Source organism: Rhizobacter sp. P5_A1, from assembly GCF_056400745.1.
The window spans coordinates 145,139-170,356 of record NZ_JBFUKR010000009.1 but is presented as its reverse complement, the minus strand read 5'-3'; the positions used below and the strand labels follow the sequence as shown (position 1 = coordinate 170,356).

Here is a 25,218-nt window from a genome sequence, read left to right as displayed (position 1 = left end):
AGATGGAAACGCTCCGCTACGAACTGACCGACGACGGCATCGCGACGATCACCTTCGACGAGCCCGGCTCGCCGGTCAACACGATGACGCTGCAATGGCAGCACGATCTCGCCGCGGTGAGCGACTGCCTGGTGCGCGACCGCGAGCGCATCAAGGGCGTGCTGCTGTCGTCGGCGAAGAGCACTTTCTTCGCCGGCGCCGAACTGAAAGGTGTGCTGAAGCTGAGAGCCGAGGATGCGGCCGAGGGCTTCAGGCGGATCGAAGCGTTGAAGCGGAGCTTTCGCCGCATCGAGACGCTGGGCCGGCCCGTCGTCGCGTTGCTGAACGGCGCGGCGCTCGGCGGCGGCTGGGAGGTGGCGCTGGTCGCGCATGCCCGCTTCGCACTCGACGATCGCAAGATCCAGTTCGGCACGCCGGAGGTGACGCTGGGGTTGATCCCGGGCGCGACCGGCATCACGAAGACCGTGCGCCGGCTCGGCCTGATGGCGGCGCAGCCCTACCTGCTCGAAGGCCAGCTCTTCGGCCCGCGCGAGGCGCTGGCGCTCGGCCTCGTCGAGGGCCTCGGCGACAGTCTCGAGAGCCTGCGCGCGCAGGCGCTGGCGTGGATCACCGAGCACCCGGACGCCGTGCAGCCCTGGGACCGCAAGGATTACAAGATGCCCGGCGGTACGCCGTCGAACCCGAAGATCGCCGCCGGCCTCGTCGTCGCACCGGCGATGCTGGCGCAGAAGACGCGCGGCCTGTATCCGGCGGCGCAGGCCATCCTCGAGACGATGGTCGAGGGCGCAATGGTCGACTACGACACCGCCACCCGCATCGAGAGCCGCAAGCTCGCGAAGACGATGGTCGGCCAGACGACGAAGAACATGGTCAGCGCGTTCTTCTTCGACATGAACGCGATCCGCGCCGGCAAGCCCAGGCCTCGCGACGTACCGAGGTGGCGGCCGTCGAAGGTCGGCGTGCTCGGCGCCGGCATGATGGGCGCCGGCATCGCGCACGCGGTCGCGTCGCGCGGCATCGCCTGCGTGCTGAAGGACGTCAGCGTCGAGAAGGCACGCGCCGGCTTCGAGGCGGTGCGGGTGATCACCGCGCCGGCGGTCGCGAAGGGCCGCATGACCGAGTCGCAGCAGGCCGATGTGCTGAACCGGATCGTGCCGACCGCGGCGGCCGCCGATCTGCAAGGCTGCGACCTGATCATCGAGGCGGTGTTCGAGCAGCGCGAGCTGAAGGCCGCCGTCACGCGCGAGGCCGAGCCGATGCTGGCGCCGGGTGGCGTGTTCGCATCGAACACCTCGACCTTGCCGATCACCGGCCTCGCCGCGGCCAGCGCCCGGCCCGAGAAGTTCGTCGGCCTGCACTTCTTCTCGCCGGTGCACAAGATGAAGCTGGTCGAGATCATCCGCGGCGCGCGGACCGATGACGAGACCATCGCGCGCGCGTTCGACGTCGTCACCGCGCTCGGCAAGCTGCCGATCGTCGTCAACGACTCGCGCGGCTTCTTCACGAGCCGCGTGTTCGGCACCTTCGTGATGGAGGGCGCGACGCTGCTCGCCGAGGGCGTGCCGGCGCCGCTGATCGAGCACGCCGCGCTGGCGGCCGGCATGCCGGTCGGTCCGCTCGCGGTGCTCGACGAGACCTCGCTGGCGCTGTCGGTGCACGTGCTCGAGCAGACCCGCGCCGATCTCGCGACCGAGGGCAGGACCTACGAGCCGGGCCCCGGCGAACGGCTGGTCGAACGGATGGTGAAGGAGTTCAAGCGCCCCGGCCGCGCCGCCGGTGGCGGTTTCTACGACTACCCGGCCGGCGCGCCGAAGCAGTTGTGGCCGGAGCTGCGCGAGCTGTTCGAGCAGAGCGTCGTGGTGCCGCCGTCGATCGACGCCATCAAGCAGCGTCTGCTCTACCGCCAGGCGATCGAGACCGCGCGCTGCCTCGCAGAAGGCGTGCTGGCGAGCAGCTATGAGGCGAACATCGGCTCGATCTTCGGCATCGGCTTCCCGGCCTGGACCGGCGGGGCGATGCAGTTCATCGAATCCGAAGGGCGCGAGCGCTTCATCGAAAACGCCGCTGCTCTGGCGGCGCAGCATGGCGCACGCTTCGCGCTCGCGCCCGAGGTGCTCGAGCGCATTCGCCGATTGCCGCAGGGCTGAAGCCGATCAAGAAAAAGGCCCCGCATGCGGGGCCTTTTGCGTCGCACGGGGCGACCATCACTTCAGCGACAGGACCCACCCGACCAGCTGCTTCGCCTCGGCCTCGGTGACCTGCGGATTCGCCGGCATCGGGATGTTGCCCCAGGCGCCGGTGCCGCCCTTGACGACCTTGGCGGCGAGCTTGTCGGCCGCACCGGCCTGGCCGGCGTACTTGGCCGCCACATCCTTGAACGACGGGCCGAGCACCTTCTTGTCGACGGAGTGGCAGGCCATGCAGTTCTTCTTCTGGGCGAAGTCGGCCTGGGCGAACGCCGGGGCCGAGAACGCGGCAACCAGCAGAACTAGCACTGTTTTCATGTCTTACTTCACCCCGCGGGGGTGCCTCTGATGGACTACATTGGCCTCAACGCATTGTAGTGTTGCAAGGTTGACGCGCGCGCCGGTCGGGCTGCGCGAACGCAGGGAGTGTCGAGATGGTATTCGTGGTGCTGGGCTGTCTGCTGCTGGCGATGAAGTACTTCGAGTTCGGGCCGGTGGCAACGTGGTCATGGTTGCTCGTGCTGGCGCCGTTCGGCCTCGCCGTCGTGTGGTGGTGGTACGCGGATGTGTCGGGCTGGACCAAGCGGCGCGAGATGGACCGCATGGAAGAGCGCAAGAAGCAACGCCGCCGCACCGCGATGGAGCGTCTGGGCCTGCGCTACAACTCGGCCGACAAGGCCGATCGCCGCGCCCAGAAGTTCCTCGCAGCGCGGCAGCGCGAGATCGACAAGATCGAAGGCAAGCGCGCCGACAAGCGCGCGAGGGATCGAGAGTCGATCCTGGGCAGCCGCTTCGACAGCGAGCAGCACGTGACCCGGCCGGGCGATCCGAAGCCCTGAACCGCAGGAGCGCCGGCCTCAGCCGTTGCCGTCGAGCACGGCGCCGCTGCTGGCGCTCGACGCGTTCTTCGCGAACTTCGCGAGCACGCCGCGCGTGTAGCGCGGCTTCGGCGCGGTCCACGCGGCGCGGCGCTGCCTCAGCACCTCGTCGCTGACATTGACCTGCAGCGTCAGCGTGTGCGCGTCGATCGTGATCGAGTCGCCCTCCTGCACCAGCGCGATGTTGCCACCGGCGTAGGCCTCCGGTGCGACATGGCCGACGACCATGCCCCAGGTGCCGCCGGAGAAGCGGCCATCGGTGATCAGGCCGACCGACTCGCCCAGACCCTGACCGATCAGCGCGCCGGTCGGCGCGAGCATCTCGGGCATCCCCGGAGCGCCCTTCGGGCCGAGGTAGCGCAACACCATCACGTCGCCCGGCACGATCTTCTTCGCCATGATCGCGGCCAGCGCCGACTGCTCGTCGTCGAACACGCGCGCCGGGCCGGTGATGACCGGGTTCTTCAGCCCGGTGATCTTCGCGACGCAGCCCTCGGGCGACAGGTTGCCCTTCAGGATCGCGAGGTGACCCTGCTCGTACATCGGGTTCGTGATCGCTCTGATCACGTCCTGGTCGGCGCGCGGCGCATCGGGAATCGCCGCGAGGTTCTCGGCGACCGTCTTGCCGGTGATCGTGATGCAATCGCCGTGCAGCAGGCCGGCGGCGAGCAAGGTCTTCATCACCTGCGGGATGCCGCCGGCCCGGTGCAGGTCGACCGCGAGGTAGCGTCCCGACGGCTTCAGGTCGCACAACACCGGCACCTTCTGGCGCACGCGCTCGAAGTCGTCGATCGTCCACTCGACTTCGGCCGCGTGCGCGATCGCGAGGAAGTGCAGCACCGCGTTGGTCGAGCCGCCGGTGGCCATGATCACCGCCACCGCGTTCTCGATGCTCTTGCGTGTGACGATGTCGCGCGGCTTCAGGTTCTTCTTGACGGCCTCGACCAGCACCCGCGCCGCCTCGGTCGTGTGCGCGACGATCTCGTCGTGCGGGTTCGCCATCGTGCTGGCGAACGGCAGGCTCATGCCGAGCGCCTCGAAGGCCGAGCTCATCGTGTTCGCGGTGTACATGCCGCCGCACGAGCCGGTGCCGGGGATCGCGCGGCGCTCGATCTGGCAGAAGTCTTCCTCGCTCATGTTGCCGGCGCTGAACTGGCCGACGGCCTCGAAGACGCTGACGATGTTCAGGTCCTGGCCCTTGTAGCGCCCCGGCAGGATCGTGCCGCCGTAGACGTAGATCGCCGGCACGTTGGCGCGCAGCATGCCCATCATGCCGCCCGGCATGTTCTTGTCGCAGCCGCCGACGACGAGCACGCCGTCCATCCACTGGCCACCGACACACGTCTCGATGCAGTCGGCGATGACCTCGCGCGAGACCAGGCTGTACTTCATGCCCTCGGTGCCCATTGCCATGCCGTCGCTGATCGTCGGCGTGCCGAAGATCTGCGCGTTGCCGCCGGCGGCCTCGATGCCCGCGACCGCCGCGTCGGCGAGCTTCTGCAGGCCGGAGTTGCAGGGCGTGATCGTCGAGTGGCCGTTCGCGACGCCGATCATCGGCTTCTTGAAGTCGCCTTCCTCGTAGCCCATCGCGTAGTACATCGAGCGGTTCGGCGCGCGCGCGACGCCCTCGGTGATGTTCGCGGAACGGCGGTTGATCTTGCTGGCGTCAGCGGCGTCGGTCATCGTGGGTCTCCTTCGGGAATGCACAGTATCCGGGCTGCGCGAATCGGCGTCCAATAGATATGAAAGGCGGGATTGATATGCTGCATGAATGAACGAGACGACCTTTCCGCTGCCCGATCCGGGCATCGAGCTGCGCCGCTGGCGCCAGTTCCTCGCGCTCGCGCGGACGCTGCACTTCGGCCGCGCGGCCGAGCAGCTGCACATCACGCAACCGCCGCTGACGCAGGCGATCCAGCAGCTCGAGCGGCAGCTCGGCACGCCGCTGTTCGAGCGTACGCGGCGCAGTGTCGCGCTGACGCCGGCCGGCGCCGCGCTGGTCGAGCCGGTGCGGCAGCTGCTGCTGCAGGCTGCCACGCTGCAGGCGCGCGCGCGCGACGCGGCCGCGGGCGGGTTCGGCCGCGTGCGCCTGGGGTTCATCTCGACGGTCGGCTTCGGCCCGCTGCCGCTCTGGCTGCGCGCGTTTCGCGAGCGACAGCCCGGCATCGCGATCGAGCTGATCGAGGCGACCAGCGATGTGCAGCTGAAGGCTTTCGAACGCGGCGAGATCGATGTCGGCTTCATGCTGCACGCGCCGGGGCTGGCGCCGGTCGCGCCGCATCCGGCGGGGGGCGCGCCGCTGCGCCTGCAGCGGCTGTCGGTCGGCATCGAGCCGCTGGTGCTGGCGCTGCCTGATGAAGCACCGTGGGCGAGGGCGCGCCGCCTGCGCCCGGCCGATGTGCTGGCGCAGCCGTTGGTGATCTTCCCGCGCGGCGCGACGCCTTCGTTGTACGACGCGGTGCTCGCGTTCTATCACCGCCACGGCGCGACGCCGGTGATCGCGCAGCAGGCGACGCAGATGCAGACCATCGTCAACCTCGTCTCGGCCGGCCTGGGCATCGCGCTCGTGCCGCAGGCCGTGACGCAGCTGCAGCGCCCCGGGGTCGTCTACCGGCCGTTGCCGGCCGCGCTCGCGGCAGGCGCACCGCAGGGCGAGACGAGCCTGCTGTGGTCGACCGACGCGGCGCCGGCGGTGACCCGGTTCGTCGAGTTCGTGCGCGCGCTGGCGGCGCAGCCATCGAGCGACGGGGCGCTGCGTTATCGTTCGCGCTGATCCGATCCCCATCTCGCCCATGCTTCACTACCCTGAGTTCAATCCGGTCGCGCTGCAGATCGGCCCGGTCGCGATCCACTGGTACGGCATCACCTACCTGGTGGCGTTCGTGCTGTTCGTCTGGCTCGGCGCGCGGCGCGCGCAGCTCGCCCAGTTCGCATCGCGCCACTGGACGCGCCGCGACATCGAAGACCTGCTGTTCTACGGCGTGCTCGGCGTCGTGCTCGGCGGTCGCATCGGCTACGTGCTGTTCTACAAGCCCGGCTACTACGCCGCGCACCCGCTCGAGATCTTCGCGGTCTGGAAGGGCGGCATGTCGTTCCACGGCGGCATGCTCGGCGTGATCGGCGCGGTCGCGCTGTTCGCGCGCGCCCGCGGCCGGCAGTTCTTCGACGTGACCGACCTGATCGCACCCTGCGTGCCGCTGGGCCTGGCCTCGGGGCGCATCGGCAACTTCATCAACGGCGAGCTGCCGGGCCGGCTTGCCGACCCCGGCCTGCCGTGGGCGATGGTCTACCCGAACGCCGGGCCGCTGCCGCGCCATCCGTCGTCGCTGTACCAGTTCCTGCTCGAGGGCTTGCTGCTCTTCGTGCTGCTGTGGCTCTACGCGAAGCGGCCGCGCGGGCTCGGCCAGGTCTCGGGCGCGTTCCTGGTCGGCTATGGTGTGTTGCGCTTCATCGCCGAATTCTTCCGCGAGCCGGACGACTTCCTCGGCCTGCTCGCGCTGAACATGAGCATGGGCCAGTGGCTGTGCGTGCCGATGATCGTGACCGGCATCGCGATCTGGCTCTGGGGTCGCGGCAGGCTCCATCCCACCGCCTAAAATCTCGCCGATGCGCCAGATCTTCCTCGACACCGAAACCACCGGCCTGAGCCCCGACTCGGGCGACCGCATCATCGAGATCGGCTGCGTCGAGATGCTGAACCGGCGCCTGTCGGGCCGGAACCTGCACTTCTACCTGAACCCCGAGCGGCGCAGCCACGAAGATGCGATCAAGGTTCACGGGCTGACCGACGAGTTCCTGGCCGACAAGCCGCTGTTCGCGACCGTCGCCGACGAACTGCTCGAATTCGTCGACGGCGCCGAGATCATTGCGCACAACGCCGCGTTCGACATCGGCTTCCTGAACGAGGAACTGCGCCGGCTGGGCCGACCGAAGTTTCCGGAACACGTCTTCCAGGTCACCGACAGCTTGTCGATGGCGCGCGAGATGTTCCCCGGCAAGGCGAACTCGCTCGACGCGCTGTGCCGACGCCTCGAGGTCGACAATTCGAACCGCGCAGTGCACGGTGCGCTGCTCGATGCCGGGCTGCTCGCCGAGGTCTACATCCGGATGACGCGCGGCCAGAACTCCCTGGTGATCGACGCCGGCGAGACGAGCGCCGCGCAGGCTGCGCTCGAGGCGGTCGATTTCGGCCGGCTCGAACTGCAGATCGTGTTCGCGAGCGAGGCCGAATGCGCCGCGCACGGCGCGGTGCTGGCCGAACTCGACAAGGCCAGCGGTGGCAAGACGGTCTGGCGGCAACTCGAGCCTGTGGCATAATCTTTGGCTGTTCGCGGCGCACCCACGCCCGCTGAACATGCAGCCAAGTTTGCAGATATCGGGCGGTTAGCTCAGGGGTAGAGCACAACATTCACACTGTTGGGGTCGGGGGTTCGAAACCCTCACCGCCCACCATCAAGACACCACGTGTCAGCGACCGGCGGGCGGCGGGTCGATCGCCCGGCCATCGGCGCAGGGGCCGAGTCGGTGGCGGACACCTTGGACTCGAATCAGCAGTGCCAGGGCACGTGGAACGCTTCGGTATCGAAGCTCGTCCGCCAGCAGGCTGAGCGTTTCCGGATCGGCGTTCGAACGGCTCAGGAGCTCCTCCAGCTGCTGGAGGCTTTGCGTCATCAAGGCGATGGCCATGTCTTGGTCTCCCGCAGGCCTGTCAGCGTTGCTCGGTTCAGGCGAGCTGCTCGGCGCCGTTGTACCAAGCCATCCACGGGGGGAGAGCGAGTGGTTTCGCCAGCTCGTTCAGATATTCGAGTTGAAGCGTCAACCAGTACGAATACCAGGCGGCGGGCCACGCCCACCACTGTTCGGGAATGGGCAGCGTCGAGTCGATCACGGTGCCGGAATGAGAAGTCATCGCTTTACTCCTGGCGTGCGGGCGAATCCGTTGACTTTAGGCGCTGCGCGCGCCTATTGCTTGACCAAAAGCAAGCCCCGGTTTCACTGGCCGCCGACCGCGTCGCTGGCGACCCGCCGCAGCCCCAGCACGAGCGCCGACGAGACCAGCACCAGGCCGATGACAAGGCCGATCCAGAAGCCGTAGACCTGCATCGGCTCGCCCGCGACGCCGTGGTATCCGAGCCAGGTTCCGACCGGAACCCCGATGGCCCAGAACGCGACCAGCATGAACACCATCGGCATCAACGTGATCTTGTAACCGCGCAGCGCGCCGATCGCGCAGACCTGCGCCGCGTCGAACAACTGCCAGAAGGCGGCGAAGAGCAGCAGGTTGGCGGCGAGCATCCGCACCGCCGCGTCGGTGCTGTAGACCGCGGCAACCTGATGCCGGAACAGGATGATCGGCCCGATCGCGAAAGCCGCAATCAGGAGCCCGACGGCGATCCCGTTCCACGCGATGAATCGCGCACCGACCGCGTCTCGCGCGCCGAGCGCGTGCCCGACGCGGATCGTCAGCGCCGACGACAGCCCCATCGGCAGCATGAAGATCAGCGCCGAGAAGTTCAGCGCGATCTGGTGCGCCGCGATCTGCACTTCGCCGAAACGCCCGACCAGCACCGCGATGCTCGAGAACGCGGCGACCTCGGCGAACCCGGCGCCGCCCATCGGCAGCCCGAGCCGCAGCAGGCGCTTCTGGGCCGCCCAGGTCGGCAGCGTCCACGCGCGCCACAGGAAGTAGGGCTTGTAGACGCGCGCGTATCGCGTCCACAGGGCCAGCAGGATCAGGCCGACCCACATGCCGATGCCGGTCGCCCAGCCGCAGCCGGCCCCGCCCATCGCCGGCAAGCCGAAGTGCCCGTAGATCAACACCCAGTTCAGCAGCGCGTTGACCCCGAGCGTGACGAACGAAAGCACCATGATCGGCGCGGTCTGGTTGATGCTCGCCGAGTAGAACGCGAGCGAACGGTAGACCAGCGCCGCCGGCATGCCCAGGCCGATGCCCCACAGAAAGACCCCGGCCCGCTGTGCGAGCGGCGCTGCGATGCCGGCGAATGCGAGCAGGTCGGGCGCAAACGGCACGAGGCTCAGCGGGACCAGCCCGGCGAAGCCCGCCAGCCAAATGCCGTCGCGTGCGTCGCGCGCCACTGCTTCGGCGTCGCCCGCGCCGAAGTGGTGGGCGATCATCGGCGAGACCGCCTGGGCGACGCTCATCAGGCTCACGAACACCGGGATCCACAGCGCGACGCCGATGCCCACCACGGCCTGCTCCATCGCGCCGGCGTGACCCGACATGACCGTGTCGAGGAATCCGAGCAGCACCTGGGCGATCTGCGACAGGATGATCGGGCTCGCGAGGCGCAGCAGCGCGCGGCTCTCGGTCGTGGACTGCGTGGACGGGAACGTGAACATGCGGGGGCGGCAATGTACCACCGCGCCGCTCGGGCCGCTGCCGCGCAGCGAAAGCCTTGGCTCAGGGCGTCGAAGTCGGCTTCCAGCCGTTGACCGAGCCGATGTAGGCCCAGATCAGGTCGATCTGCCCAGGCTTCAGCGTCGCGCCCCAGGCCGGCATCGCTCGCAGCCCGTTCGTCACCGAGCGCACGAAGCGCTCCTTGTCCTGCTGCGGGAAGCTGCGCAGGTCGAAGCCGATGCCGTTGGTCGCGAGCTCGATGCCGTGGCAACGCTGGCAGGAGCTGACGTAGATCGACCGGCCCATCGCGACCGGGTCCGATCCCGGCTGCTGCGCGCTGGCCACCGGCGCTGCGGCGGCGAGCGCCGCAGCGAAAGCGAATGCGATCCGTCGCCGTCCGGTCATCGGGCCGCGGGCAATGCGAAGGTCCACACCGAACCGCCGGCCGGAACGTTGGCCACGTCGGGGTCGCCGGCGAGCGCCGCGTAGACGGTCGCCGAGCCGCTGAGCACGGTCACGTACTGGCGGCCGTCGCGCTCCCAGCTGATCGGCAGGCCGCTGATGCCCGACCCGGTCTGGAAGCTCCAGAGCTTTGCGCCGGTCTTCGAGTCGAAGGCCATGAACTGGCCACTCTGCGAACCGGTGAAGACAACGCCACCGGCGGTCGACAGCACGCCCGACCAGAACGGCGACTTGTTCAGCACCCGCCACACCGCCTTGCCGGCCGCCGGGTCCCAGGCGACCAGGGCGCCGCGGTTGCCGTCTTCCGGCGCGACGAAACCGCCGAGCTCCAGCCCGAGATACCAGTTCGGGCCGCCGGGACGCTCCTGCTTGACGTACTTGACCTTCATGCCGAGATCGATCGAGTTCAGGTACACGAGGTGGCTGCTCGGGTCGTAGCTCATCGGCATCCAGTTCTTGCCGCCGAAGGCGCTCGGCCAGACCTCGATGAAGTCCTTCATCTCCTCGGTCTTGCGAACCATCGCGGTCATCGGCGTGTCGATCGGCCGGCCGGTGGTCTTGTCGATGCCGGTGGCCCAGTTGAGCTTGCGTGCGAACTGGGTGGCCGAGACGAGCTTGCCGCTGGTGCGGTCGAGCACGTAGAAGAAGCCGTTGCGGTTGGCCTGCATCAGCACCTTGGTCGTCTTGCCGGCCGCGCCGGGCAGGTTGGGCAGCTCGGCGAGCACCAGTTCGTTGGTGCCGTCGTAGTCGTACGGGTCGCCGGGCGAGAACTGGTAGTGCCAGACGACCTCGCCGGTCGACGGCTTGAGCGCGAGCACCGAGCCGATGTAGAGCGAATCGCCGCCGCGGGTCGCCGGGTTCCATGGGCCGCCGTTGCCGACGCCCCAGTAGACCAGGTCGAGCTCGGGGTCGTAGGTGCCGGTGAGCCAGGTCGGCGCGCCGCCGGTCTTGTAGGCGTCGCCTTTCCAGGTGTCGCCGCCGGGTTCGCCGGGAGCGGCGGTGGTCCAGCGGTGCCACTTCTTCGCGCCGGTCTTCAGGTCCCACGCGTCGAGGAAACCGCGCGTGCCGTACTCGCCGCCCGAGATGCCGGTGATCAGCACGCCGCCGGCGATCAGCGGCGCATGCGTCATCGTGTAGCCGTCCTTGTACTCGGCGGCCTTCTGCTTCCACAGGGTCTTGCCGTCGGCCATCGAGATCGCCAGCACGTGCGCGTCGATCGTCGTGCGATAGAGCACGCCGTCCAGGGCCGCCATGCCGCGCGAATGGATGCCGCAGCACAGGTAGCCGGCGATGTCGGCGGGCAGCTCGATCGCGCTCTTCCATGTCTGGCGGCCGGTCAGCGCATCGATGGCGATCGTGTGCGTGTGCGAGGCGACGTACATCGTGCCGCCGATCACCAGCGGCTGGCTCGATGCGTTGCTCGAGTTGTCGAGGCTGAGATTCCACACCGCCTGCAGCTTGCCGGCGTTGCCGGCATTGATCTGCTTGAGCGGCGAGTGCCGTTGCTGCGACCAGCCCATGCCGTAGGTGGTGACGTCGCCCGGCGTCGTGGCGTCGTTGCGCAGATCGGCCAGGTTCTGCGCCGCCGCGATCGCCGCGGCCGACGACAGCAGCATCGCGGCCAGGCCGCGCATGATCGTCTTGTCCATCGTGTCTCCTCGAGGGTCTTGTGTTTTCGGACGGCTTGAACGATAGAACGATGACGGGCAGCCGGCCACTCCGGGAGTAACCCTAGCCCTGCGCTGTTCCGTTGCGAGACAGCTTGCGCGGCGGCGCGGGTCCATCGCACACTCGCCGCCGGAGACCCCTCATGACCACCGGCCCGAGCCTTCCTGCCAATCCCTTCTACGCATCGCCCGAGCAGCGGGTCGCGCTCGCGCGCCAGCACTTCTTCGAGAACGGCGTGCGGCCGTCGGGGATGGTCAGCGAGGCGGTGATCCAGTCGTGGTCACGCTGCCTGCGCACGCACCCGGATCCGACGCGACCGGCGGTGTTCGAGCCGGTCACGACCAGCCGCGTGCACGGCGCCCTGCGCAGGAACCGCGAGCTGCTGGAGGCCGCCAGCGATGAGCTGCAGCGGCTGCAGGTGACGCTGGCGGGAACCAGCGGCACGGCGATCCTCACCGATGCGCAGGGCGTGATCATCGGCACGACCTTCGCGCAACGCCGCAGTCACGAGCAGCTGATGCCTGCCACCGCGCGAATCGGCGTGAACCTGGCCGAAGAGATCGTCGGCACCACCGCGCCGGGCATCACCGCTCGCAGCGGCCAGCCGAGCGTGGTCGTCGGAAGCGAGCACTTCTTCGGCAACGTGCAGACGATGCAATGCGCCGCAGCGCCGATCCGCGACGTGCGCGGCGAGCTGGCCGGCGTGCTCGATCTGTCGAGCGAGGGCATCCCGTTCGGCTTCGATGCCGCCTCGGTGGTTGCGCACTACGCGGCCGAGATCGAGAACCGGCTGCTGTGCGCGCAGTCCATCGAGCACCTGGTGCTGCGCATGCAGATCACGCCGGTGCTGCTGCACTCGCCGATGGCGGCGCTGGTCGGCGTCACCGGCGACGGCCGGATCGATTGGATGAACGGTGCCGCCGCCCGGCTGCTCGGCCTGACGGCGCCGCTCGGACGCCGCGAAGCGCCCTGGGTCGAAGACAGCCTGGGCGTGCCGCTCGAGGCGCTGATCTCGATGTCAGCGCGCAGCGAGCCGCAACCGATGCATCTGCCGAACGGCCTGATGCTGTGGGTGGGCTGCGAATGGCGTTCGCGCGACGGCCGCCGCGAAGTGCATGCGGCCGGGACCGATCCCGCCCCCGCGCCGCAGCGCGCGTCGCCGCCGCCGGCGCCGGCGCCGCAGGCCGCGACGCTTCGCGACACCGAGCGTCAGACGGTCGTGCGCGTGCTGGCCGAATGCGGCGGCAACATGTCGAAGGCGGCGCGCACGCTTGGCGTGTCGCGGGGCCTGATCTACCGCCACCTTCGGCGCGGCGCCGACTGACCCGGGCGGTCGATCGACGCAGAACGTGCGGCGGAAGTCGGCCGTCAGAAGTCGACCTTCTGGCCCGGCTCGGGCACCACGACGCGGGTCGTCGACGCCGCTCCGAGTGCGGCGCTGAACTCGGCCGGCGTGCCGCGCAGCAGCGGGAACGTGCCGTAGTGGATCGGAATCGCATACCTGGGTTTGATCAGGTCGCGCACCGCGATCGCGGCGTCCTGCGGGCCCATCGTGAAGTGGCCGCCGATCGGGATCAGCACCAGGTCGGGCTTGTAGGTCTCGCCGATCAGCCGCATGTCGCCGAACAGGCCGGTGTCGCCCATGTGCCAGATCTTGAAGCCGTTCTCGAGCTCGATGATGTAGCCGACCGGCTCGCCGCCGTAGTGCGTTTCTTCCTTGTCGGTGGCCGGGTTCTTCCAGACCAGCTCCGAGGCATGCTCGGCGTGGACGGCCGTGATCTTCGGGCCGGTCGGGCCGAACGGCATCACGGTGCCGCTCTTGCCGAAACGCTGCGCCAGCGCCGCCGGCACGATGCCGAGGCTGACGATCGCCGAGCCCAGGCCGCCGGCGTTGTAGATCGGTGCGTTGTTCAGCTTCGCCAGCGCCGGTGCATCGGCGAAGTGGTCGTTGTGGGCATGCGTGACGAGGATCATGTCGACCTTGCCCAACGCGCTCAGCTGCTTGTACTCGGCCGGCGTCTTCGGGTTCGTGGCGAGCCAGGGGTCGATCGCGATCACCTTGCCGCCGGGGGTCGTGATGCGGGTCGTGGCCTGCCCGAGCCAGAGCACCTCGGCCTTGCCGGCGGCGATGTTGCCGGGTGCCACCGGCTGCAGCGCCGCCGGCGTCTGCGGCGTGGGCACGCCGGCGCAGCCGGCGAGGGTGGCTGCCACGGCAGCCAGGATCAGGGAACCGAGTTTCTTCATGCCTGCTCCTTGATGGAAGTCCTCGATGGAAACGAGCCGGGAGTGTCGATGCACCGTCGGTGAAGTGTCAACACTTCGAACAAGATCGAAAACTCTTTGAGGCCTCCGAAGGCCATCCGCTGCGTTAGCATCCGCTCCATGCCGACCCGCGCTCCCGCCAAGAAGAACGCCGCACCGGCCCGCGCCGCGACGCCGGAACTCGGCCTGGCGCACGGCATCTGCGAACAACTGCAACAACTGATCTACAGCGGCGAGGTCGCCCCGGGCGAGCGTCTCAACGAGGCCGTGCTGGCGCTGCGCATGGGTACCAGCCGCGGGCCGATCCGCGAGGCGATTCGCATGCTGACGGGCATCGGCCTGGTGGTCGCGGTGCGCAACCGCGGCGTGTTCGTGCGCCGGATCTCCGTGCGCGAGATGCTCGAGATCTACGAACTGCGCGCGTTGCTCTTCGGCTTTGCCGCGGAGCAGGCGGCCGGTCACGTGAGCGAGCCCGACCGGCTGCAATTCGAGCAACTGCTCGATGGCATGGACGCCGCCTGCGAAGCCGGCGACGGCCAGCGTTACTACGTGCTGAACCTGCGCTTTCACGCGCTGCTGATGGCGCAGTGGCCGAACCAGCGCGCGCGGCAAGCCTATGAAGACCACGCGAAGGAGCTGCACCTGTACCGGCGGCGCCACTTCGACGCGACCCTCAACATGCGCCGTTCCAACATCGAGCACCGCCGCATCTTCGAGGCCGTGGCGAAGGGCGCGAAAGACCGGGCCGGCAAGCTCGCGCAAGCCCATGTGCTGCACGGGCGCCAGCGCCTGCTGTCGACGCTCGACGTGCCGGCCGCGCCGGCCGCCGCAGCGCGCGTCAGTCGAGCGATATGACCCTGTCTCCTTCGCTGGGCCGGCAGCCATCCGGAATCGCGGTCCAGCCCCGGTGCACGACGACCTGCCGGCCGTTGTGGCAAATCTCGACACGCTCGCTGGCCGGCAGGCGCTCGCGAACGAACGCCTCGACGGTCGACGGCAGGCTGACCTTCAGCTTCAGCGCGAAGCGGTCGTCCTGCGGGTGATCGTCCAGGTGCAGAAAGGGCACGAAGACCGACGCGAACATCAGTGCGTGCGAGCCGATGTCCACCGGCTCTGGCGCGTAGTGCGCGTCCTGCAGCCAGCGCTGCGCGCGGCTGCGCAGGTCGTCGGCATCGGTCAGGTCGCCCCAGGCCACCGCGAGCATTTCAGCCACCCATTGGTTGCAGTTCTGGTGCAGCAGGCTGAACGGGTAGGCGTTCGCGCTGTAGCTCGCCGCCAGCAGGTGCAGCGCACGCGGCGTGTCGAGTGACGCGCGGCGCAACGATTGCGCCGCCGCGTTCGGCAGCCGCACGATCGAGACATAGCCGAGCGAGGCATCGTCGATTCCCATCGCGAAGCCGGCGAGGCCCTGGTCGTAGATTCGCGGGCGACTTTCATCGCAGGCGTAGTAGAGCTGGCGCGCCGACCAGGTGCCGGTGTCGCCGCGCCACGCGACGGCGGAATGCGAGTAGCGGATGCGAAAGCGCGACAGGTCCATCCCCGAGCGGCTGATCAGCACGGCGTCGTCGCCCGCATTCAGCTCGTCGCGCAGCACCGCGGCGAAGCGCAGTGCGAGATCCTGCTGGCCCGCGCTGAGCGGGTGCGCGCGATCGCAGAACGCCGAAGAGTCGGACTGCGCATGAGCCGCTCCCGCCGCGAGGGTTGCCGCGAGCGCCAGGGCGCACCCGAGCTTCAAAGGCTCAGCGGGCGCGCCGCGAGGTCGTCGAACCAGTCGTCGGCGAGCACGAGATAGAAGGCCTCGCGCGTGTCGCCGCGCGCGAACTCGAAGCCGTAGACGTGCCGGCGCGCATGCACGCGGTCGCCGGGGCCGAGGCGCTGCTGCTGCGCGATCGCACGCGGCAGATCGAGCACGACCTGCTGCTTCGGATCGTCGGCCTGCAGCGTGATGCGCGCGATGCCGGCGCGATCGGGCGCGTCGCCCACATCGATGATGCGGTAGTCGACCTCGGCGGTCTTGTCGCCGCCGGTCGAACTGTTGCTCGAACCGCGCAGCGATGCGGACACGCTGCCGCTCGAGGCCGAGCCCGCGCTCGACGCCGACGACGTGAAGCTGTCGGCGTGCGCGAGCGGCGTGAAGCTGACGGCCGCGGCGAGGCAGGCGACGCGGAGTGTGAAGGGGAGGGTCATCGGGTGGTCCTTGGGTCGAAAGAGACTGTGCATCAGCGCAGGTAGGCCATCAACTGTTCGGCGCCATTGTCGATCCCGACCTCGGAGGCGCTCATCGCGCCGATGCCGGCCTTGAGGTTCCATGCGTTCGGGTATTGCTTCGCCACGTAAGCGCCCAGAAGTTCGTTCGAGGCCGCATCGTAGATCTCGACGGCGAAGCTCACCGAGCCCGTCATCGTGCCTTCCTTGCCGCGCACCGCCTGAACCGCGTTGTACGGGCCGCCCAACAGGTCGAACCGCGTGAAGGTGCTCAAGACGGCGGTGTTGGCCTTCGCGCCGGTCAGCGTGAGCCTGATGCGCAACGTGTCATCGCCCGGGACCTTGGACTTTCGCAGCCGGGTGCTCAGCTTCTCCGAGAACCGACTTTGCAGGTAGCGGGCCAGGTGGGCCTTGCTCTCGTCGGAGATGTCTTCGAACTGGTTGTCGCGCCCACCGTAGACGACCACCGGTTCGACGATGAAGGCGGCGTACTTTCCCCAGTCCGTCTCGGTCTTGTATTCGTAGGGGATGCGGCCGGTCGCGTCGCGCTCGCTGATGCGCATCTTCGACGCCGAGGCGACGCCGGTGTACGGCAATGGTTGCGTCGTGGAGCAGCCTGCCAGTGCGACGCACAAGGCGAGACCGGCGGCGCCGCGGTGGAGAGTGGATGAAGTGAGCATTCGGCCTTCCTGGGTTGCTGGGTTGAGGTGGAGCATTACGAAACCGCTCCGTACAGTTCAGTATATGGCGGGCACCGAACGGCGGTCAACTAAAATGTACCGACGTGTTCATTTTTGAGGGGGCCCGATGAAGGTGCGAACGGAGGCGCGACGCCAGGCGATCCTCGAAGCGGCGACTGAGCTGTTCAAGGAGATGGGCTACGAGCGCGCGTCGATGAGCGAACTGGCCAAGCGCTTCGGCGGCTCGAAGGCCACGCTGTACGGGTACTTTCGTTCCAAGGAGGAACTCTTCGTCGCCGTGGTCGAGTCTGTCGCCACCGCGCATCTGCTGGGTGCCGCGAAGGAGCTCGCCGCCGAAGGCAACGCCCCGTCGACGCTGGAGGCGCGGCTGATGCGCTTCGGCGAGCGCATGCTGGACGTGCTGACGAACGACGAGAGCGCGCTAGCCGTCTACCGGATGGTCGTCGCCGAAGCGGGGCGTTCGGAGGTCGGCCAGCTGTTCTACGCGGCCGGGCCGGCCGAGGCGGTCGATGCGGTCGCGGCGATCCTGCGGGCGGCGATGCAGCGCGGCGAATTGCGCCGATCGGATCCGCGCATCGCCGCCATGCAATTCCTCGCGCTCGTCACGGCCGAGAGCGACGCGAGGCAGTTCCAGCGGAACCCGGCGCCGTTGCCGCGCAAGGACCTGCGCCCGATGGTCAAGCGCGCGATCGAGTTGTTTCTCAGAGGCGCGGGGCCACGCTAGGACCTGTAGACAAGTCCCAGTCAGCTCTGCTGTCTTGCGCCGCCGGCGCTCAGCTCGGCCCAATCGAGCTCCTGCAGCAGCACCCGATAGGCATCGTCGCCGATCACCTCGTCGCGCCGCAGCTCGAACGCGCGCTGGCGCGCCACCCCGATCGCGCGGCGCCGGAGCGGCCCGCCGGGCACCTCGTCGATCGGCGTGTCGGGCGCCTGGCGGGCGTTCATCTCGACGATGGCGCCGTATTCCTTGCGCAGCAGTTTCGCGGCCGGCGTCTCGTCGTCCTTGATCGCGTCGAGCAGCGCGTCGTAGGCCTGCGTGCGGCCGATCCGGATCTCGCGGCCGACGGGATCGTCGTCGGTCAGGCCCATGCGGCGGATCAGCGCCTTCATCGTCAGGCCCTGCAGCACCAGCGTGCCGAGCACGACCGCGAACGCGCACAGCAGGATCAGGTCGCGGTACGGAAAGGGCGACCCGTTCGGCAGCGTCTCGGGGATCGCGAACGCCGCGGCCAGCGTGACGATGCCGCGCATGCCGGCCCACGAGACGACGATGCCGCCGGCCGCCGTGGGCCGTGTGCCGGTGCCGGCGCGGTCATGGCGCCAGCGCCTCAACGCGTTGTAGCTCATCACCCAGGCGAAGCGCGCCCCGATCGTGACGGCCAGCACCACCGCAGCGGTGACGATCGCGTCGACCCGCGCGCCGCCGGCTTCCAGCCGGGTCCAGATCGGCCGCAGCTGCAGCCCGATCAGCACGAAGGCGAATGCGTTGAGCACGAAGACGATCGCTTCCCACACCGCGAAGACCGGCACGCGCACGCGCGCCGGCAATTGCGGGCCGGCGCGCCGCGCGAGCGTCATCGCGAACGCGACCAGCGTCAGGATGCCCGAGAGCCCGACGGCCTCGGCCGCGAGCCACACGCCGAAGGTCCAGGCGAACTGGACGATCAGCAGGATCGGCACCTCATGCAGGCCGCTCGTCAACGGCCGCAGCACATGCGCACAGGCGACACCGGCCGCGAGGCTGCCGAAGACGGTCAGCACGAACACCGGCGCGTAGCTCGCGAAGCCGAGGCTGCCGGTCAGCGCGGTCATGATCGCGAGCCGGTAGACGAGCAGCGCGCTCGCGTCGTTCAGCAGGCTTTCGCCTTCGAGAATCTTCAGCAGCTTGTGCGGCAGCTTCACCTGCCGCATCACCGCGGTCGCCGCGGCCGCGTCGGGCGGTGCGACGATCGCGCCGAGCGCGATCGCGATGGCCCACGGCATCTCGGGCACGAGCCAGCGCACCGCGAGCGCGACGGCCGGCACCGTCGTTCCGACCGCGGCGATGACGAGCCCGGCGACCGGCCGCCAGTTCGCGCGCAGGTCGCGCAGCGAGGTGTCGTAGGCCGCGTCGACCAGCACCGGCGCGACGAAGAGCGTCAGCGCGAGGTGCGGGTCGAGCGTCCAGTTCGGGCTCGCAGGCACGAACGCGAGCAGCGCGCCGCCGAGCGCGAGAAAGGTCGGGTACGGCGCGCCGAGCCTGCGCGCCAGCGCCGCGAGCAGCGCCGCACCGAGCAGCAGCACGATGATCCATTCGAAGGTGGCCATGGGTGAGTTGCGTCCTTCCCGTCGCGTCGGATTGTGTCCGACGAGGCGGTGAAAACGCGATGACGCCATCTGCTCGCTATGCGCTTCGCGCGGGGCGGGCGTCCGGCATCCGTTCCAGCTCGGCGTCGGCGGTGACATAAGGCACATGGCGATAGTCGTGGATGAAGCTGATCCGGCCGTCGCGCCACTCGAGCCACATCATGGAGCTGGGCCTGGCCGCGGTGCGATCCTCGAAGACTGCAATCGCCTCGCGGCCTTCGAGCCAGGCCGGGACGAGCCACACGCGATCGCTTCTGGCGTAGATCGTGAAGAACATTCCGACATCGGCGCGGCCGGCGCGCAGCGGGTGCGAGGACTGGTTCAGCTTCACGTCGTCGGCCAGCAGCGCGCGCAGGCCGTCCCAGTCGCGCTGGTTGAAGAGCGCGACGTAGCGCAGCATCGCGGCGGACGCCGCCCGCGCGCTCGCTGGCGGCACGGCCTGCGCATGGATCTCCCGAAGCCGCCCCCGGCCGCGTGCCAGATGACCCTTCACCGCGTCGACCGTCAAATCGAGGAGGGCAGCGATCTCGCCCAGCGACTCGTCGAGCACGTCCTTCAGGATGACAACGCTGCGCTGCAGGACCGGCAGCTCCGCAAAGCGTGACACCGCGGTGTTCACCGCTTGCTGGCGCATCAGCATCTCCATCGGGTCGGGGCTGGCGGGGTCGGCCATGTCGGCGGCGGTCTCGATGGGCTCGGCATGACGCACTGCCCGGCCGCGCAACGTGTCGAGGGCGCGGTTGTGGGCGATCCGGAACAGCCAGGGGCGAAGCGGTGTCGACTCGTCCAGCCCCGGCAACGCGGCGAAGGCGCGAACGAGCGTGTCCTGAACGACGTCCTCGCCGTCGATGACGGATGCCATCAGGCGCGCGCAATAGCGATGCAGCTCGGGCCGGAGCGCGCCGGCCAGCGCGACGAGGGCCGCGTGGCGGTCGCCGTTCGTCGGGACCGGCCCTGCGCTCAAGCCGCCGCCTCCTCGAGGATCGTGATGCCCGTGTCGCCCTTGAGCCCGAAGGCGAAGCCCGGCGCATATTGCGGGTCGTCCAGCACGGCGACGACCTTCTCGCCGAACTCCCGCGGCGGCATTGGCGTGCCGAAGCGCGCCAGGAAGGCTTCGGGCTCGAGGCCCATCGCGCGCGCATAGGCGCTCGCACCGGCATCGCCGACGCCGGTGCCGCCGACCATCTGCAGCGGCACGATCGTCTGGAAGCGGATGCCGAGATCCTCCTGCTTCGAGATTCCATCAGCGTAGCGGGCCATGAGCCACAGCATGCGCTTCGCGCCGGCATAGGCGCCGGAGAGCGGCGAACCGTTCTGCGCGGCACCGCTGGACCCCACCAGCACGCGGCTTCCCGGCGCGAGCGGCAGCCTGAGTGCTGCCTGCAGCCAATGGAATCCCGCCTTGACGTCGATCTCCCAGGGCACGGCGAAGTCGGCCCAGCTCAGCCGATCCAGCCGACCCATTCGCGGCTTCGCGCCGGCGTTGAGCACCAGGATGTCCGGTCGGGTCTCGGCCAGGATGCGCTGGGCGGCGCGCTCGTCGGTCACGTCGGCGCAGAGCGCGGCGATGCCCAGCCGGGCACGGACGGCGGCGAGCGCATCGGCGTCGCGGGCGACGACCGTCACGCGCGCGCCGCGCGCGACCAGGGCCTCGACGAGCCCCAGGCCCAATCCACGGCTCCCGCCGGTGACGACGACGTTCTTGTCTGTGAGGCTCATTCCGTTGTGCTCCGATGTCTCAAGGTACTGCCAAGACGATCGAGGCACCAGAAAAGAGTCAATCGACGCCGGCGACGCCTGTGGTCCGGCGCTTCGCTATGATTTCGCCATGCGATTCGTTGCGATGAACCGATTTCTGGCCGCCGCGTCGGGCCTGCTCGCCGCGAGCTGCGTGCTCGCACAAGCGGGGCCGAGCGCGCGGGAGCTGCACTCGGCGCAGTGCGTCGCCGCACTTCAGGTGAACACCGAGCAGCTGGCCGAGCAGGTCAAGGCGGGCGGCGAAGACGCACGGCCGGCGCTGAAAAGCCGACTGGAAGCGGGTACCGCCTTCGTCGGCGACGCCTACCTTCACGGCACGACCGACGAGAAGCGGGCGAGGGCGTTGGCGAACCAGGAGCTCGAGGCCCAGAAGCGCCTGAGCGCCGCCGAGCTCGGTGCGCGCCAGGAGAAGTGCGCCGCCGAAGGCGCGGCGCTGCTGGCGTCCAGCAATGGGCTGGAGCGAGCCGTCGTCAGGCGGCTCGCACAGAAGCGGATGGACCGGCTGCTCGGCGGCCAGCCCTGACTCGAGCCGCTTACGCGGCGTCGCGCGCCTCCATGTCCAGCGTCGACGCGTTCGACGCGGTTTCGTCGAAGCTGCCGTGCATCGCGGCCATCAGTGCGTTGTCGAGCGCCATTTCCATGTAGGCATAACTCGACTGGATCGCGCGCCGGACCTCGGCGATGTCCTGCGGGCTCGGCGCATGCCCGAGCAGCGTCGCGACGATGTCGAGCGCTTCCCACGGGTGCGTGTCGTCGTACTCGGCATGCACCTTGAGCCAGCGCATCGCCGGAGCGCGCACCTCGTCGGGAAGCGAGCGGGCGTAGGTGTCCTTCGAGCAGATGACGCACGACCACTCGCCGGTCGCGCCTTCGACCGCATAGTTCGTCGCGGCGATCGCGGTTGCCAGCTTGCCCTGGTCGCACACGTACCAGCACCAGTGCGCGAGGGCCTGCAAGCCCTCGATGTCGCCGCCGCTGCGCAGGTCGTGCAGCGTCAGGCCGGCCGACGAGGCCCAGGCCGCCCAGTGCTCGGCGTGCTTCTGCTCGACGCGGATGTTCTGGATCAGGTAGCGCCGCGCCATGTCTTCGCCGACGCTGTCGCCGTACCCGATCTTCTTCAGGTTCATCGACATGAAGCGCGGGAACTGCTCGATCGTCGGCCAGACGCCGATCAGGAAGCGCCGCATCGCCGCCAGCGGCAGCTTGGCCTCGCGCATCAGCGCGAACAGTTCATGCTCGACCACCCGCTGCTTGTGCGGGCTGGTCTCGCGGACGACGCGCTGCACCCACACGGGGTAGCTACCGATGCTCTTCAGGTCGCCGGTGCGACGGAAATCATGCGACATGGCTTTCTCCCAACGGTTGTTACGAAATGTGCGTGATGAAAGTCGCACGAAGCATGCCCGCCGGTCAACACGCCGGCAATCGGCGGCTGAATCAGTGTTGTGGAATTTAGACAGTCGGCCTTTGCGGCACCGGTTCGCGCCCGCGGGCGCTCGAACTTCAGGCCTCTTGGCTGTGCTTGTCGAGCACCGCCAGCAGCTCGCGGAAGTTGATCGGCTTCGTCAGGTAGCCCTCGAAGCCGCAGCGCATCGCCGCTTCGATCTGCTCGGGCAGCGCGTCGGCCGACAGTGCCACCATCCGGATGTCGCGGGTCGACCGATCCCGATGCAGCATCCGGGCGAGTTCGATGCCGGACATGTCGCCGAGATTCATGTCGACCAGCAGCAGATCGGGCGGATCGATGGTTGCCATTTCGAGCGCCATGTTGCCGTTTTCTGCCACTCGAAGCGACACAGCCGGGCGCAAGCTTACGATTTGTCGCATCAGCTCGGCGTTGACTTCGTTGTCCTCGGCATAGAGCACGCGAAGCGGTTGGCAGCTGCGCTCGTCCGCCTGAGGCGGACCCTGCAAGTCCTGCGGCGCCAGCGGTGGCTGGGCGACTCGCAATTTCAGACTCGCGATCGTCCCTTCGCCGAAGGTGCTCGTGATGCCGAGGTGGCCACCCATCATCTCGGCGAGCTGGCGCGAGAGCACGAGGCCGATGCCGGTGCCCTCGACCCGCGAGGCGTTGGCGCCGAGTCGATTGAAGGGCTCGAACAGGCTGCCGAGCATGTCGGCGGGAATTCCCTGGCCCGTGTCGATCACGCGAACCTCGCACTCGCCATCGGCAACCTTCCAGGTCAGCGCGACGGTTCCGCCGGGGCGGTTGTACTTGATCGCGTTGCTCAGCAGGTTGACCAGCACCTGGCGCAGCCGGACCCGGTCGGCCTGGACCCAGACCTCGTTCGGCGACACGACCGCCGATGCCGCGGGCGGGTCTGAAACAGGAGCCGGCGACACGAAGACCTCGACGCCGGCGTCCGTCACGAGCGGCGACACCATCGTGACAGCCTCCTCGACCACCGCCGACATCGGAACAGCCTCCTGCGCCACCGGCATTTCGCCCGATTCGATGCGGGAGAGGTCCAGCACGTCGTTCACCAGCGCGAGCAGGTGTTCGCCAGCGCTCTCGACGTGCTGCACGCGATCGAGCTGCTCGGCCGACAAGGGCCTGGAGCCATCCATGCGCAACAGCTGCGCGAAGCCGATCACGGCATTCAGCGGCGTTCTCAGCTCGTGGCTCATCCGCGACAGAAATTCGGTCTTGGCCTGATTCGCCGCCTCGAGCGCCTGGCGCGCGCGGCGCTCGGCGTTCGCGGTGTGCAAGGCCGTCACATCACGCAGCACGACCGTCGTCAGCACGTCGCGGTCGGTCTCAAGCCGCGACAGCGAGGCCTCGATCGGGAACTCCTGCCCGTTCTGTCGCTTGCCGACCAGTTCATGCAGCGCACCGGCCAGTGCGGCGACCGGTTGGGCTGTCGCCGCCTCGGCATCGCTGACGGCGGAGTCTTCCGCCGGCGCGGCCTTCGAGATGAACCGGTCGACGCGGCTGCCGAGCGCGTCGGCTGCGTCGATGCCGAACATGGTTTCGGCCGCGCGGTTGAAGAGCACGATCTTTTGCTCGTCGTCGATCGTCACGACGCCGTCGGTGACCGCATCGATCAGCCGCTCGAGGCGCGTTTCGCCGCGCCGCAGCGCCGCCAGCATCTCAACCCGATCGCTGATGTCGAAGAAGGTTGCCACGGCGCCCTGGACCTCGCCGTCGTGGATCACCGGGTGCGACCACGATTCGACCGGGAACGAGGTGCCGTCCTGGCGCCAGAAGACCTCGTCGGTCGAGTGCGATGCCTGGCGGCTGCGGTAGGCGCTGTAGACCTTCGATTCATGCGCCGGGTACGGGCGGCCATCGGCGCGCGAGTGATGGATCGCGGCATGGATGTCGCGGCCCAGCAGATCGGATTCGCGCTCGAAGCCGAGCATCGTCAGGGCGGCGCGGTTGATGAAGGTGCAGCGCCCTTCGATGTCGACGCCGTAGAGGCCTTCGGCGGCCGAGTCGAGCAGCCGCTGCAGCGACTTCTGCCGGTAGATCACCTCGGCCTCGGTCGAGGCCTGGATGCGCGCGCTGCGGCGCACGAACGCCAGCCCGGTGACGGTGAGCAGCAGCGCGATCGACACGTTGAGACCGAGCAGCAGCTGCTGCGTCGTCCGCGAGGCCTCGCCGAGCTGGAACGAGAACGCGCTCTCGAGCTGGGTCAGCTGTGTGTTCAGGATCGGCGCCCGGACGCGCATTTCGGCGAGCGCGGCGGACTGCGGGTCGCCGGCGAGGATCCGCGCGCGCGCCCGGTCGACGAGACCGCGCATCTGCTCGATCACGAGGTCGCCGTCGGTCCACGTCGCGATCGGCTTCGACATGAACGGGACGTGCCGAAACCAGAGGAACAGGCGGATCAGCCCGTCGATGTCGTCCGCGTGGTTGCCGCCTTCGATGAAGCCCTGGCGCGCGCGTTCCAGGTCGGGCTCGGGCTGCTGCAGGGCTTCGCGCGCAGCGCGATCGCCAAGCGGTACGGCCAGCGCCGCCATGAACCGCGCGTAGTCTTCTTCGCGGTGCTTCTCGGCATAGTCGAGCAGGTAGATCTGCGCGTCCTTCTGGCCTTTCGAGTACAGGCTCTCGCCGGTCACGTAGGCCCGCACCGCCGACAACAGTTGGATGCTGAACGCGGCCACCGAGGCCTGCAGGGTCGTCATCGCGACGAACAACGCGACGATTCCCCAGTAGCGGGGCAACCGAGCCGCGGCCTTGCCCACTTTCACCGCGGGCACCGCCATGCGGCCGGCCGTTCGGCCCACGCGGAAGTCTCGGGTGTCGCCACGTCGACGGGGAACGTCGTGTCGCTCATCGAGGTGAGAGTAGCCTGCATGTCGAGTCACGATCTCCTGAAAAGCGACCTGAACACCCTGCCGCGGGGCGCGTCGCATTCTGCCTGCGGCCGGCGCGGGCGTGTGGAGAATGA

The 25,218-nt window shown here is 68.8% G+C and carries 25 protein-coding genes and 1 tRNA gene; 10 read left to right on the top strand and 16 right to left on the bottom strand.

The features are described 5' to 3' along the window. Positions 1-2 precede the first annotated feature (2 nt). Positions 3-2,147, top strand: coding sequence for a 3-hydroxyacyl-CoA dehydrogenase NAD-binding domain-containing protein (locus AC1DTW_RS12715; protein ID WP_477981502.1), 2,145 nt, complete (start codon positions 3-5; stop codon positions 2,145-2,147). Between the two features lie 57 nt (positions 2,148-2,204). Here the strand turns inward: AC1DTW_RS12715 and AC1DTW_RS12710 are convergent, their stop codons facing one another. Further along, positions 2,205-2,504: a c-type cytochrome gene (locus AC1DTW_RS12710; RefSeq protein ID WP_477981501.1), complete on the bottom strand. Its 300-nt coding sequence runs from the start codon at positions 2,502-2,504 to the stop codon at positions 2,205-2,207. A 116-nt stretch (positions 2,505-2,620) separates the two neighbouring features. Here AC1DTW_RS12710 and AC1DTW_RS12705 point away from each other — a divergent pair, with 116 nt between their 5' ends. Further along, positions 2,621-3,025: a TIGR04438 family Trp-rich protein gene (locus AC1DTW_RS12705; protein ID WP_477981500.1), complete on the top strand. Its 405-nt coding sequence runs from the start codon at positions 2,621-2,623 to the stop codon at positions 3,023-3,025. 18 nt (positions 3,026-3,043) lie between these two features. Here the strand turns inward: AC1DTW_RS12705 and ilvD are convergent, their stop codons facing one another. After that, entirely contained in the window at positions 3,044-4,747 is a 1,704-nt protein-coding gene (gene ilvD / locus AC1DTW_RS12700; RefSeq protein WP_477981499.1) for a dihydroxy-acid dehydratase, read from the bottom strand. Between the two features lie 88 nt (positions 4,748-4,835). On the opposite strand from ilvD, the gene AC1DTW_RS12695 reads away from it, so the two are divergent. From AC1DTW_RS12695 to AC1DTW_RS12680, 4 genes are all read left to right on the top strand, one after another. Continuing rightward, positions 4,836-5,837 (top strand): LysR family transcriptional regulator, encoded by a 1,002-nt coding sequence (locus AC1DTW_RS12695; protein ID WP_477981498.1) that lies wholly within the window; start codon positions 4,836-4,838, stop codon positions 5,835-5,837. A 19-nt stretch (positions 5,838-5,856) separates the two neighbouring features. After that, entirely contained in the window at positions 5,857-6,660 is an 804-nt protein-coding gene (lgt, locus tag AC1DTW_RS12690; protein WP_477981497.1) for a prolipoprotein diacylglyceryl transferase, read from the top strand. 10 nt (positions 6,661-6,670) lie between these two features. Further along, complete coding sequence (gene dnaQ, locus AC1DTW_RS12685) at positions 6,671-7,381, top strand: DNA polymerase III subunit epsilon (protein WP_477981496.1); 711 nt, start codon at positions 6,671-6,673, stop codon at positions 7,379-7,381. Positions 7,382-7,441: 60 nt separating this feature from the next. After that, a tRNA-Val gene (locus AC1DTW_RS12680) sits at positions 7,442-7,516 on the top strand. 15 nt (positions 7,517-7,531) lie between these two features. Here AC1DTW_RS12680 and AC1DTW_RS12675 read toward each other — a convergent pair. The 5 genes from AC1DTW_RS12675 to AC1DTW_RS12655 all read right to left on the bottom strand — a co-directional run bounded on the left by AC1DTW_RS12675 (position 7,532) and on the right by AC1DTW_RS12655 (position 11,533). After that, complete coding sequence (locus tag AC1DTW_RS12675) at positions 7,532-7,750, bottom strand: hypothetical protein (RefSeq protein WP_477981495.1); 219 nt, start codon at positions 7,748-7,750, stop codon at positions 7,532-7,534. A gap of 37 nt (positions 7,751-7,787) precedes the next feature. After that, on the bottom strand, positions 7,788-7,973 hold the full coding sequence (locus AC1DTW_RS12670) for a hypothetical protein (RefSeq protein WP_477981493.1): 186 nt from the start codon (positions 7,971-7,973) through the stop codon (positions 7,788-7,790). Positions 7,974-8,056: 83 nt separating this feature from the next. Continuing rightward, positions 8,057-9,424 carry an MATE family efflux transporter gene (locus tag AC1DTW_RS12665; protein WP_477981492.1) on the bottom strand — a complete coding sequence of 456 codons (1,368 nt, stop codon included), beginning with the start codon at positions 9,422-9,424 and terminating at the stop codon, positions 8,057-8,059. 61 nt (positions 9,425-9,485) lie between these two features. Beyond that, positions 9,486-9,827, bottom strand: a complete 342-nt coding sequence (locus AC1DTW_RS12660) for a c-type cytochrome (protein WP_477981490.1) — start codon at positions 9,825-9,827, stop codon at positions 9,486-9,488. After that, positions 9,824-11,533, bottom strand: coding sequence for a PQQ-dependent dehydrogenase, methanol/ethanol family (locus tag AC1DTW_RS12655; RefSeq protein ID WP_477981489.1), 1,710 nt, complete (start codon positions 11,531-11,533; stop codon positions 9,824-9,826). Before AC1DTW_RS12655 ends, AC1DTW_RS12660 begins: the two co-directional genes overlap by 4 nt. Positions 11,534-11,694: 161 nt before the next feature. On the opposite strand from AC1DTW_RS12655, the gene AC1DTW_RS12650 reads away from it, so the two are divergent. Then, a complete protein-coding gene (locus AC1DTW_RS12650; RefSeq protein ID WP_477981488.1) occupies positions 11,695-12,876 on the top strand; it encodes a helix-turn-helix domain-containing protein in 1,182 nt (393 codons plus the stop codon). A 44-nt stretch (positions 12,877-12,920) separates the two neighbouring features. Here the strand turns inward: AC1DTW_RS12650 and AC1DTW_RS12645 are convergent, their stop codons facing one another. After that, the gene (locus AC1DTW_RS12645) at positions 12,921-13,796 is read right to left on the bottom strand and encodes a metal-dependent hydrolase (RefSeq protein WP_477981487.1); all 876 of its coding nucleotides are present in this window, start codon (positions 13,794-13,796) and stop codon (positions 12,921-12,923) included. Between the two features lie 138 nt (positions 13,797-13,934). Between AC1DTW_RS12645 and AC1DTW_RS12640 the strand changes: the two genes are divergently transcribed. Further along, positions 13,935-14,669: an FCD domain-containing protein gene (locus AC1DTW_RS12640; protein ID WP_477981486.1), complete on the top strand. Its 735-nt coding sequence runs from the start codon at positions 13,935-13,937 to the stop codon at positions 14,667-14,669. Here the strand turns inward: AC1DTW_RS12640 and AC1DTW_RS12635 are convergent. The 3 genes from AC1DTW_RS12635 to AC1DTW_RS12625 are packed head-to-tail and all read right to left on the bottom strand — an operon-like array spanning position 14,653 to position 16,699. Next, positions 14,653-15,549, bottom strand: coding sequence for a DUF2145 domain-containing protein (locus AC1DTW_RS12635; protein WP_477981485.1), 897 nt, complete (start codon positions 15,547-15,549; stop codon positions 14,653-14,655). The two genes, AC1DTW_RS12640 and AC1DTW_RS12635, sit on opposite strands and share 17 nt — an antisense overlap. Then, on the bottom strand, positions 15,546-16,001 hold the full coding sequence (locus AC1DTW_RS12630; protein ID WP_477981484.1) for a hypothetical protein: 456 nt from the start codon (positions 15,999-16,001) through the stop codon (positions 15,546-15,548). The genes AC1DTW_RS12635 and AC1DTW_RS12630 overlap by 4 nt, the downstream gene beginning before the upstream one ends. Positions 16,002-16,033: 32 nt before the next feature. Beyond that, positions 16,034-16,699 (bottom strand): DUF3313 domain-containing protein, encoded by a 666-nt coding sequence (locus AC1DTW_RS12625; protein WP_477981557.1) that lies wholly within the window; start codon positions 16,697-16,699, stop codon positions 16,034-16,036. Positions 16,700-16,826: 127 nt separating this feature from the next. Between AC1DTW_RS12625 and AC1DTW_RS12620 the strand changes: the two genes are divergently transcribed. Further along, positions 16,827-17,444 carry a TetR/AcrR family transcriptional regulator C-terminal domain-containing protein gene (locus AC1DTW_RS12620; RefSeq protein WP_477981483.1) on the top strand — a complete coding sequence of 206 codons (618 nt, stop codon included), beginning with the start codon at positions 16,827-16,829 and terminating at the stop codon, positions 17,442-17,444. A gap of 20 nt (positions 17,445-17,464) precedes the next feature. Here the strand turns inward: AC1DTW_RS12620 and AC1DTW_RS12615 are convergent, their stop codons facing one another. The 3 genes from AC1DTW_RS12615 to AC1DTW_RS12605 form a co-directional block, all read right to left on the bottom strand. Then, on the bottom strand, positions 17,465-19,027 hold the full coding sequence (locus tag AC1DTW_RS12615) for a cation:proton antiporter (RefSeq protein ID WP_477981482.1): 1,563 nt from the start codon (positions 19,025-19,027) through the stop codon (positions 17,465-17,467). A 76-nt stretch (positions 19,028-19,103) separates the two neighbouring features. Continuing rightward, positions 19,104-20,030, bottom strand: a complete 927-nt coding sequence (locus tag AC1DTW_RS12610) for a sigma-70 family RNA polymerase sigma factor (RefSeq protein ID WP_477981481.1) — start codon at positions 20,028-20,030, stop codon at positions 19,104-19,106. Continuing rightward, positions 20,027-20,785, bottom strand: a complete 759-nt coding sequence (locus AC1DTW_RS12605; RefSeq protein ID WP_477981480.1) for an SDR family oxidoreductase — start codon at positions 20,783-20,785, stop codon at positions 20,027-20,029. Before AC1DTW_RS12605 ends, AC1DTW_RS12610 begins: the two co-directional genes overlap by 4 nt. A 109-nt stretch (positions 20,786-20,894) precedes the next feature. On the opposite strand from AC1DTW_RS12605, the gene AC1DTW_RS12600 reads away from it, so the two are divergent. Further along, positions 20,895-21,347, top strand: a complete 453-nt coding sequence (locus AC1DTW_RS12600) for a hypothetical protein (RefSeq protein ID WP_477981479.1) — start codon at positions 20,895-20,897, stop codon at positions 21,345-21,347. Between the two features lie 10 nt (positions 21,348-21,357). Here AC1DTW_RS12600 and AC1DTW_RS12595 read toward each other — a convergent pair whose 3' ends face one another. Then, complete coding sequence (locus AC1DTW_RS12595) at positions 21,358-22,170, bottom strand: iron-containing redox enzyme family protein (protein WP_477981478.1); 813 nt, start codon at positions 22,168-22,170, stop codon at positions 21,358-21,360. A gap of 157 nt (positions 22,171-22,327) precedes the next feature. Continuing rightward, positions 22,328-25,054 carry a hybrid sensor histidine kinase/response regulator gene (locus AC1DTW_RS12590; protein WP_477981477.1) on the bottom strand — a complete coding sequence of 909 codons (2,727 nt, stop codon included), beginning with the start codon at positions 25,052-25,054 and terminating at the stop codon, positions 22,328-22,330. Positions 25,055-25,218: the final 164 nt, after the last annotated feature.

Coding starts and splice junctions, on each gene's coding strand:
- dnaQ (WP_477981496.1), top strand. CDS start 6,671: ATGCGCCAGATCTTCCTCGACACCGAAACCACCGGCCTGAGCCCCGAC.
- AC1DTW_RS12660 (WP_477981490.1), bottom strand. CDS start 9,827: ATGACCGGACGGCGACGGATCGCATTCGCTTTCGCTGCGGCGCTCGCC.
- AC1DTW_RS12615 (WP_477981482.1), bottom strand. CDS start 19,027: ATGGCCACCTTCGAATGGATCATCGTGCTGCTGCTCGGTGCGGCGCTG.
- AC1DTW_RS12655 (WP_477981489.1), bottom strand. CDS start 11,533: ATGGACAAGACGATCATGCGCGGCCTGGCCGCGATGCTGCTGTCGTCG.
- AC1DTW_RS12675 (WP_477981495.1), bottom strand. CDS start 7,750: ATGGCCATCGCCTTGATGACGCAAAGCCTCCAGCAGCTGGAGGAGCTC.
- AC1DTW_RS12640 (WP_477981486.1), top strand. CDS start 13,935: ATGCCGACCCGCGCTCCCGCCAAGAAGAACGCCGCACCGGCCCGCGCC.
- AC1DTW_RS12650 (WP_477981488.1), top strand. CDS start 11,695: ATGACCACCGGCCCGAGCCTTCCTGCCAATCCCTTCTACGCATCGCCC.
- AC1DTW_RS12710 (WP_477981501.1), bottom strand. CDS start 2,504: ATGAAAACAGTGCTAGTTCTGCTGGTTGCCGCGTTCTCGGCCCCGGCG.
- AC1DTW_RS12665 (WP_477981492.1), bottom strand. CDS start 9,424: ATGTTCACGTTCCCGTCCACGCAGTCCACGACCGAGAGCCGCGCGCTG.
- AC1DTW_RS12625 (WP_477981557.1), bottom strand. CDS start 16,699: ATGCTCACTTCATCCACTCTCCACCGCGGCGCCGCCGGTCTCGCCTTG.
- AC1DTW_RS12695 (WP_477981498.1), top strand. CDS start 4,836: ATGAACGAGACGACCTTTCCGCTGCCCGATCCGGGCATCGAGCTGCGC.
- AC1DTW_RS12595 (WP_477981478.1), bottom strand. CDS start 22,170: ATGTCGCATGATTTCCGTCGCACCGGCGACCTGAAGAGCATCGGTAGC.
- AC1DTW_RS12715 (WP_477981502.1), top strand. CDS start 3: ATGGAAACGCTCCGCTACGAACTGACCGACGACGGCATCGCGACGATC.
- AC1DTW_RS12600 (WP_477981479.1), top strand. CDS start 20,895: ATGCGATTCGTTGCGATGAACCGATTTCTGGCCGCCGCGTCGGGCCTG.
- lgt (WP_477981497.1), top strand. CDS start 5,857: ATGCTTCACTACCCTGAGTTCAATCCGGTCGCGCTGCAGATCGGCCCG.
- ilvD (WP_477981499.1), bottom strand. CDS start 4,747: ATGACCGACGCCGCTGACGCCAGCAAGATCAACCGCCGTTCCGCGAAC.
- AC1DTW_RS12630 (WP_477981484.1), bottom strand. CDS start 16,001: ATGACCCTCCCCTTCACACTCCGCGTCGCCTGCCTCGCCGCGGCCGTC.
- AC1DTW_RS12605 (WP_477981480.1), bottom strand. CDS start 20,785: ATGAGCCTCACAGACAAGAACGTCGTCGTCACCGGCGGGAGCCGTGGA.
- AC1DTW_RS12670 (WP_477981493.1), bottom strand. CDS start 7,973: ATGACTTCTCATTCCGGCACCGTGATCGACTCGACGCTGCCCATTCCC.
- AC1DTW_RS12620 (WP_477981483.1), top strand. CDS start 16,827: ATGAAGGTGCGAACGGAGGCGCGACGCCAGGCGATCCTCGAAGCGGCG.
- AC1DTW_RS12705 (WP_477981500.1), top strand. CDS start 2,621: ATGGTATTCGTGGTGCTGGGCTGTCTGCTGCTGGCGATGAAGTACTTC.
- AC1DTW_RS12645 (WP_477981487.1), bottom strand. CDS start 13,796: ATGAAGAAACTCGGTTCCCTGATCCTGGCTGCCGTGGCAGCCACCCTC.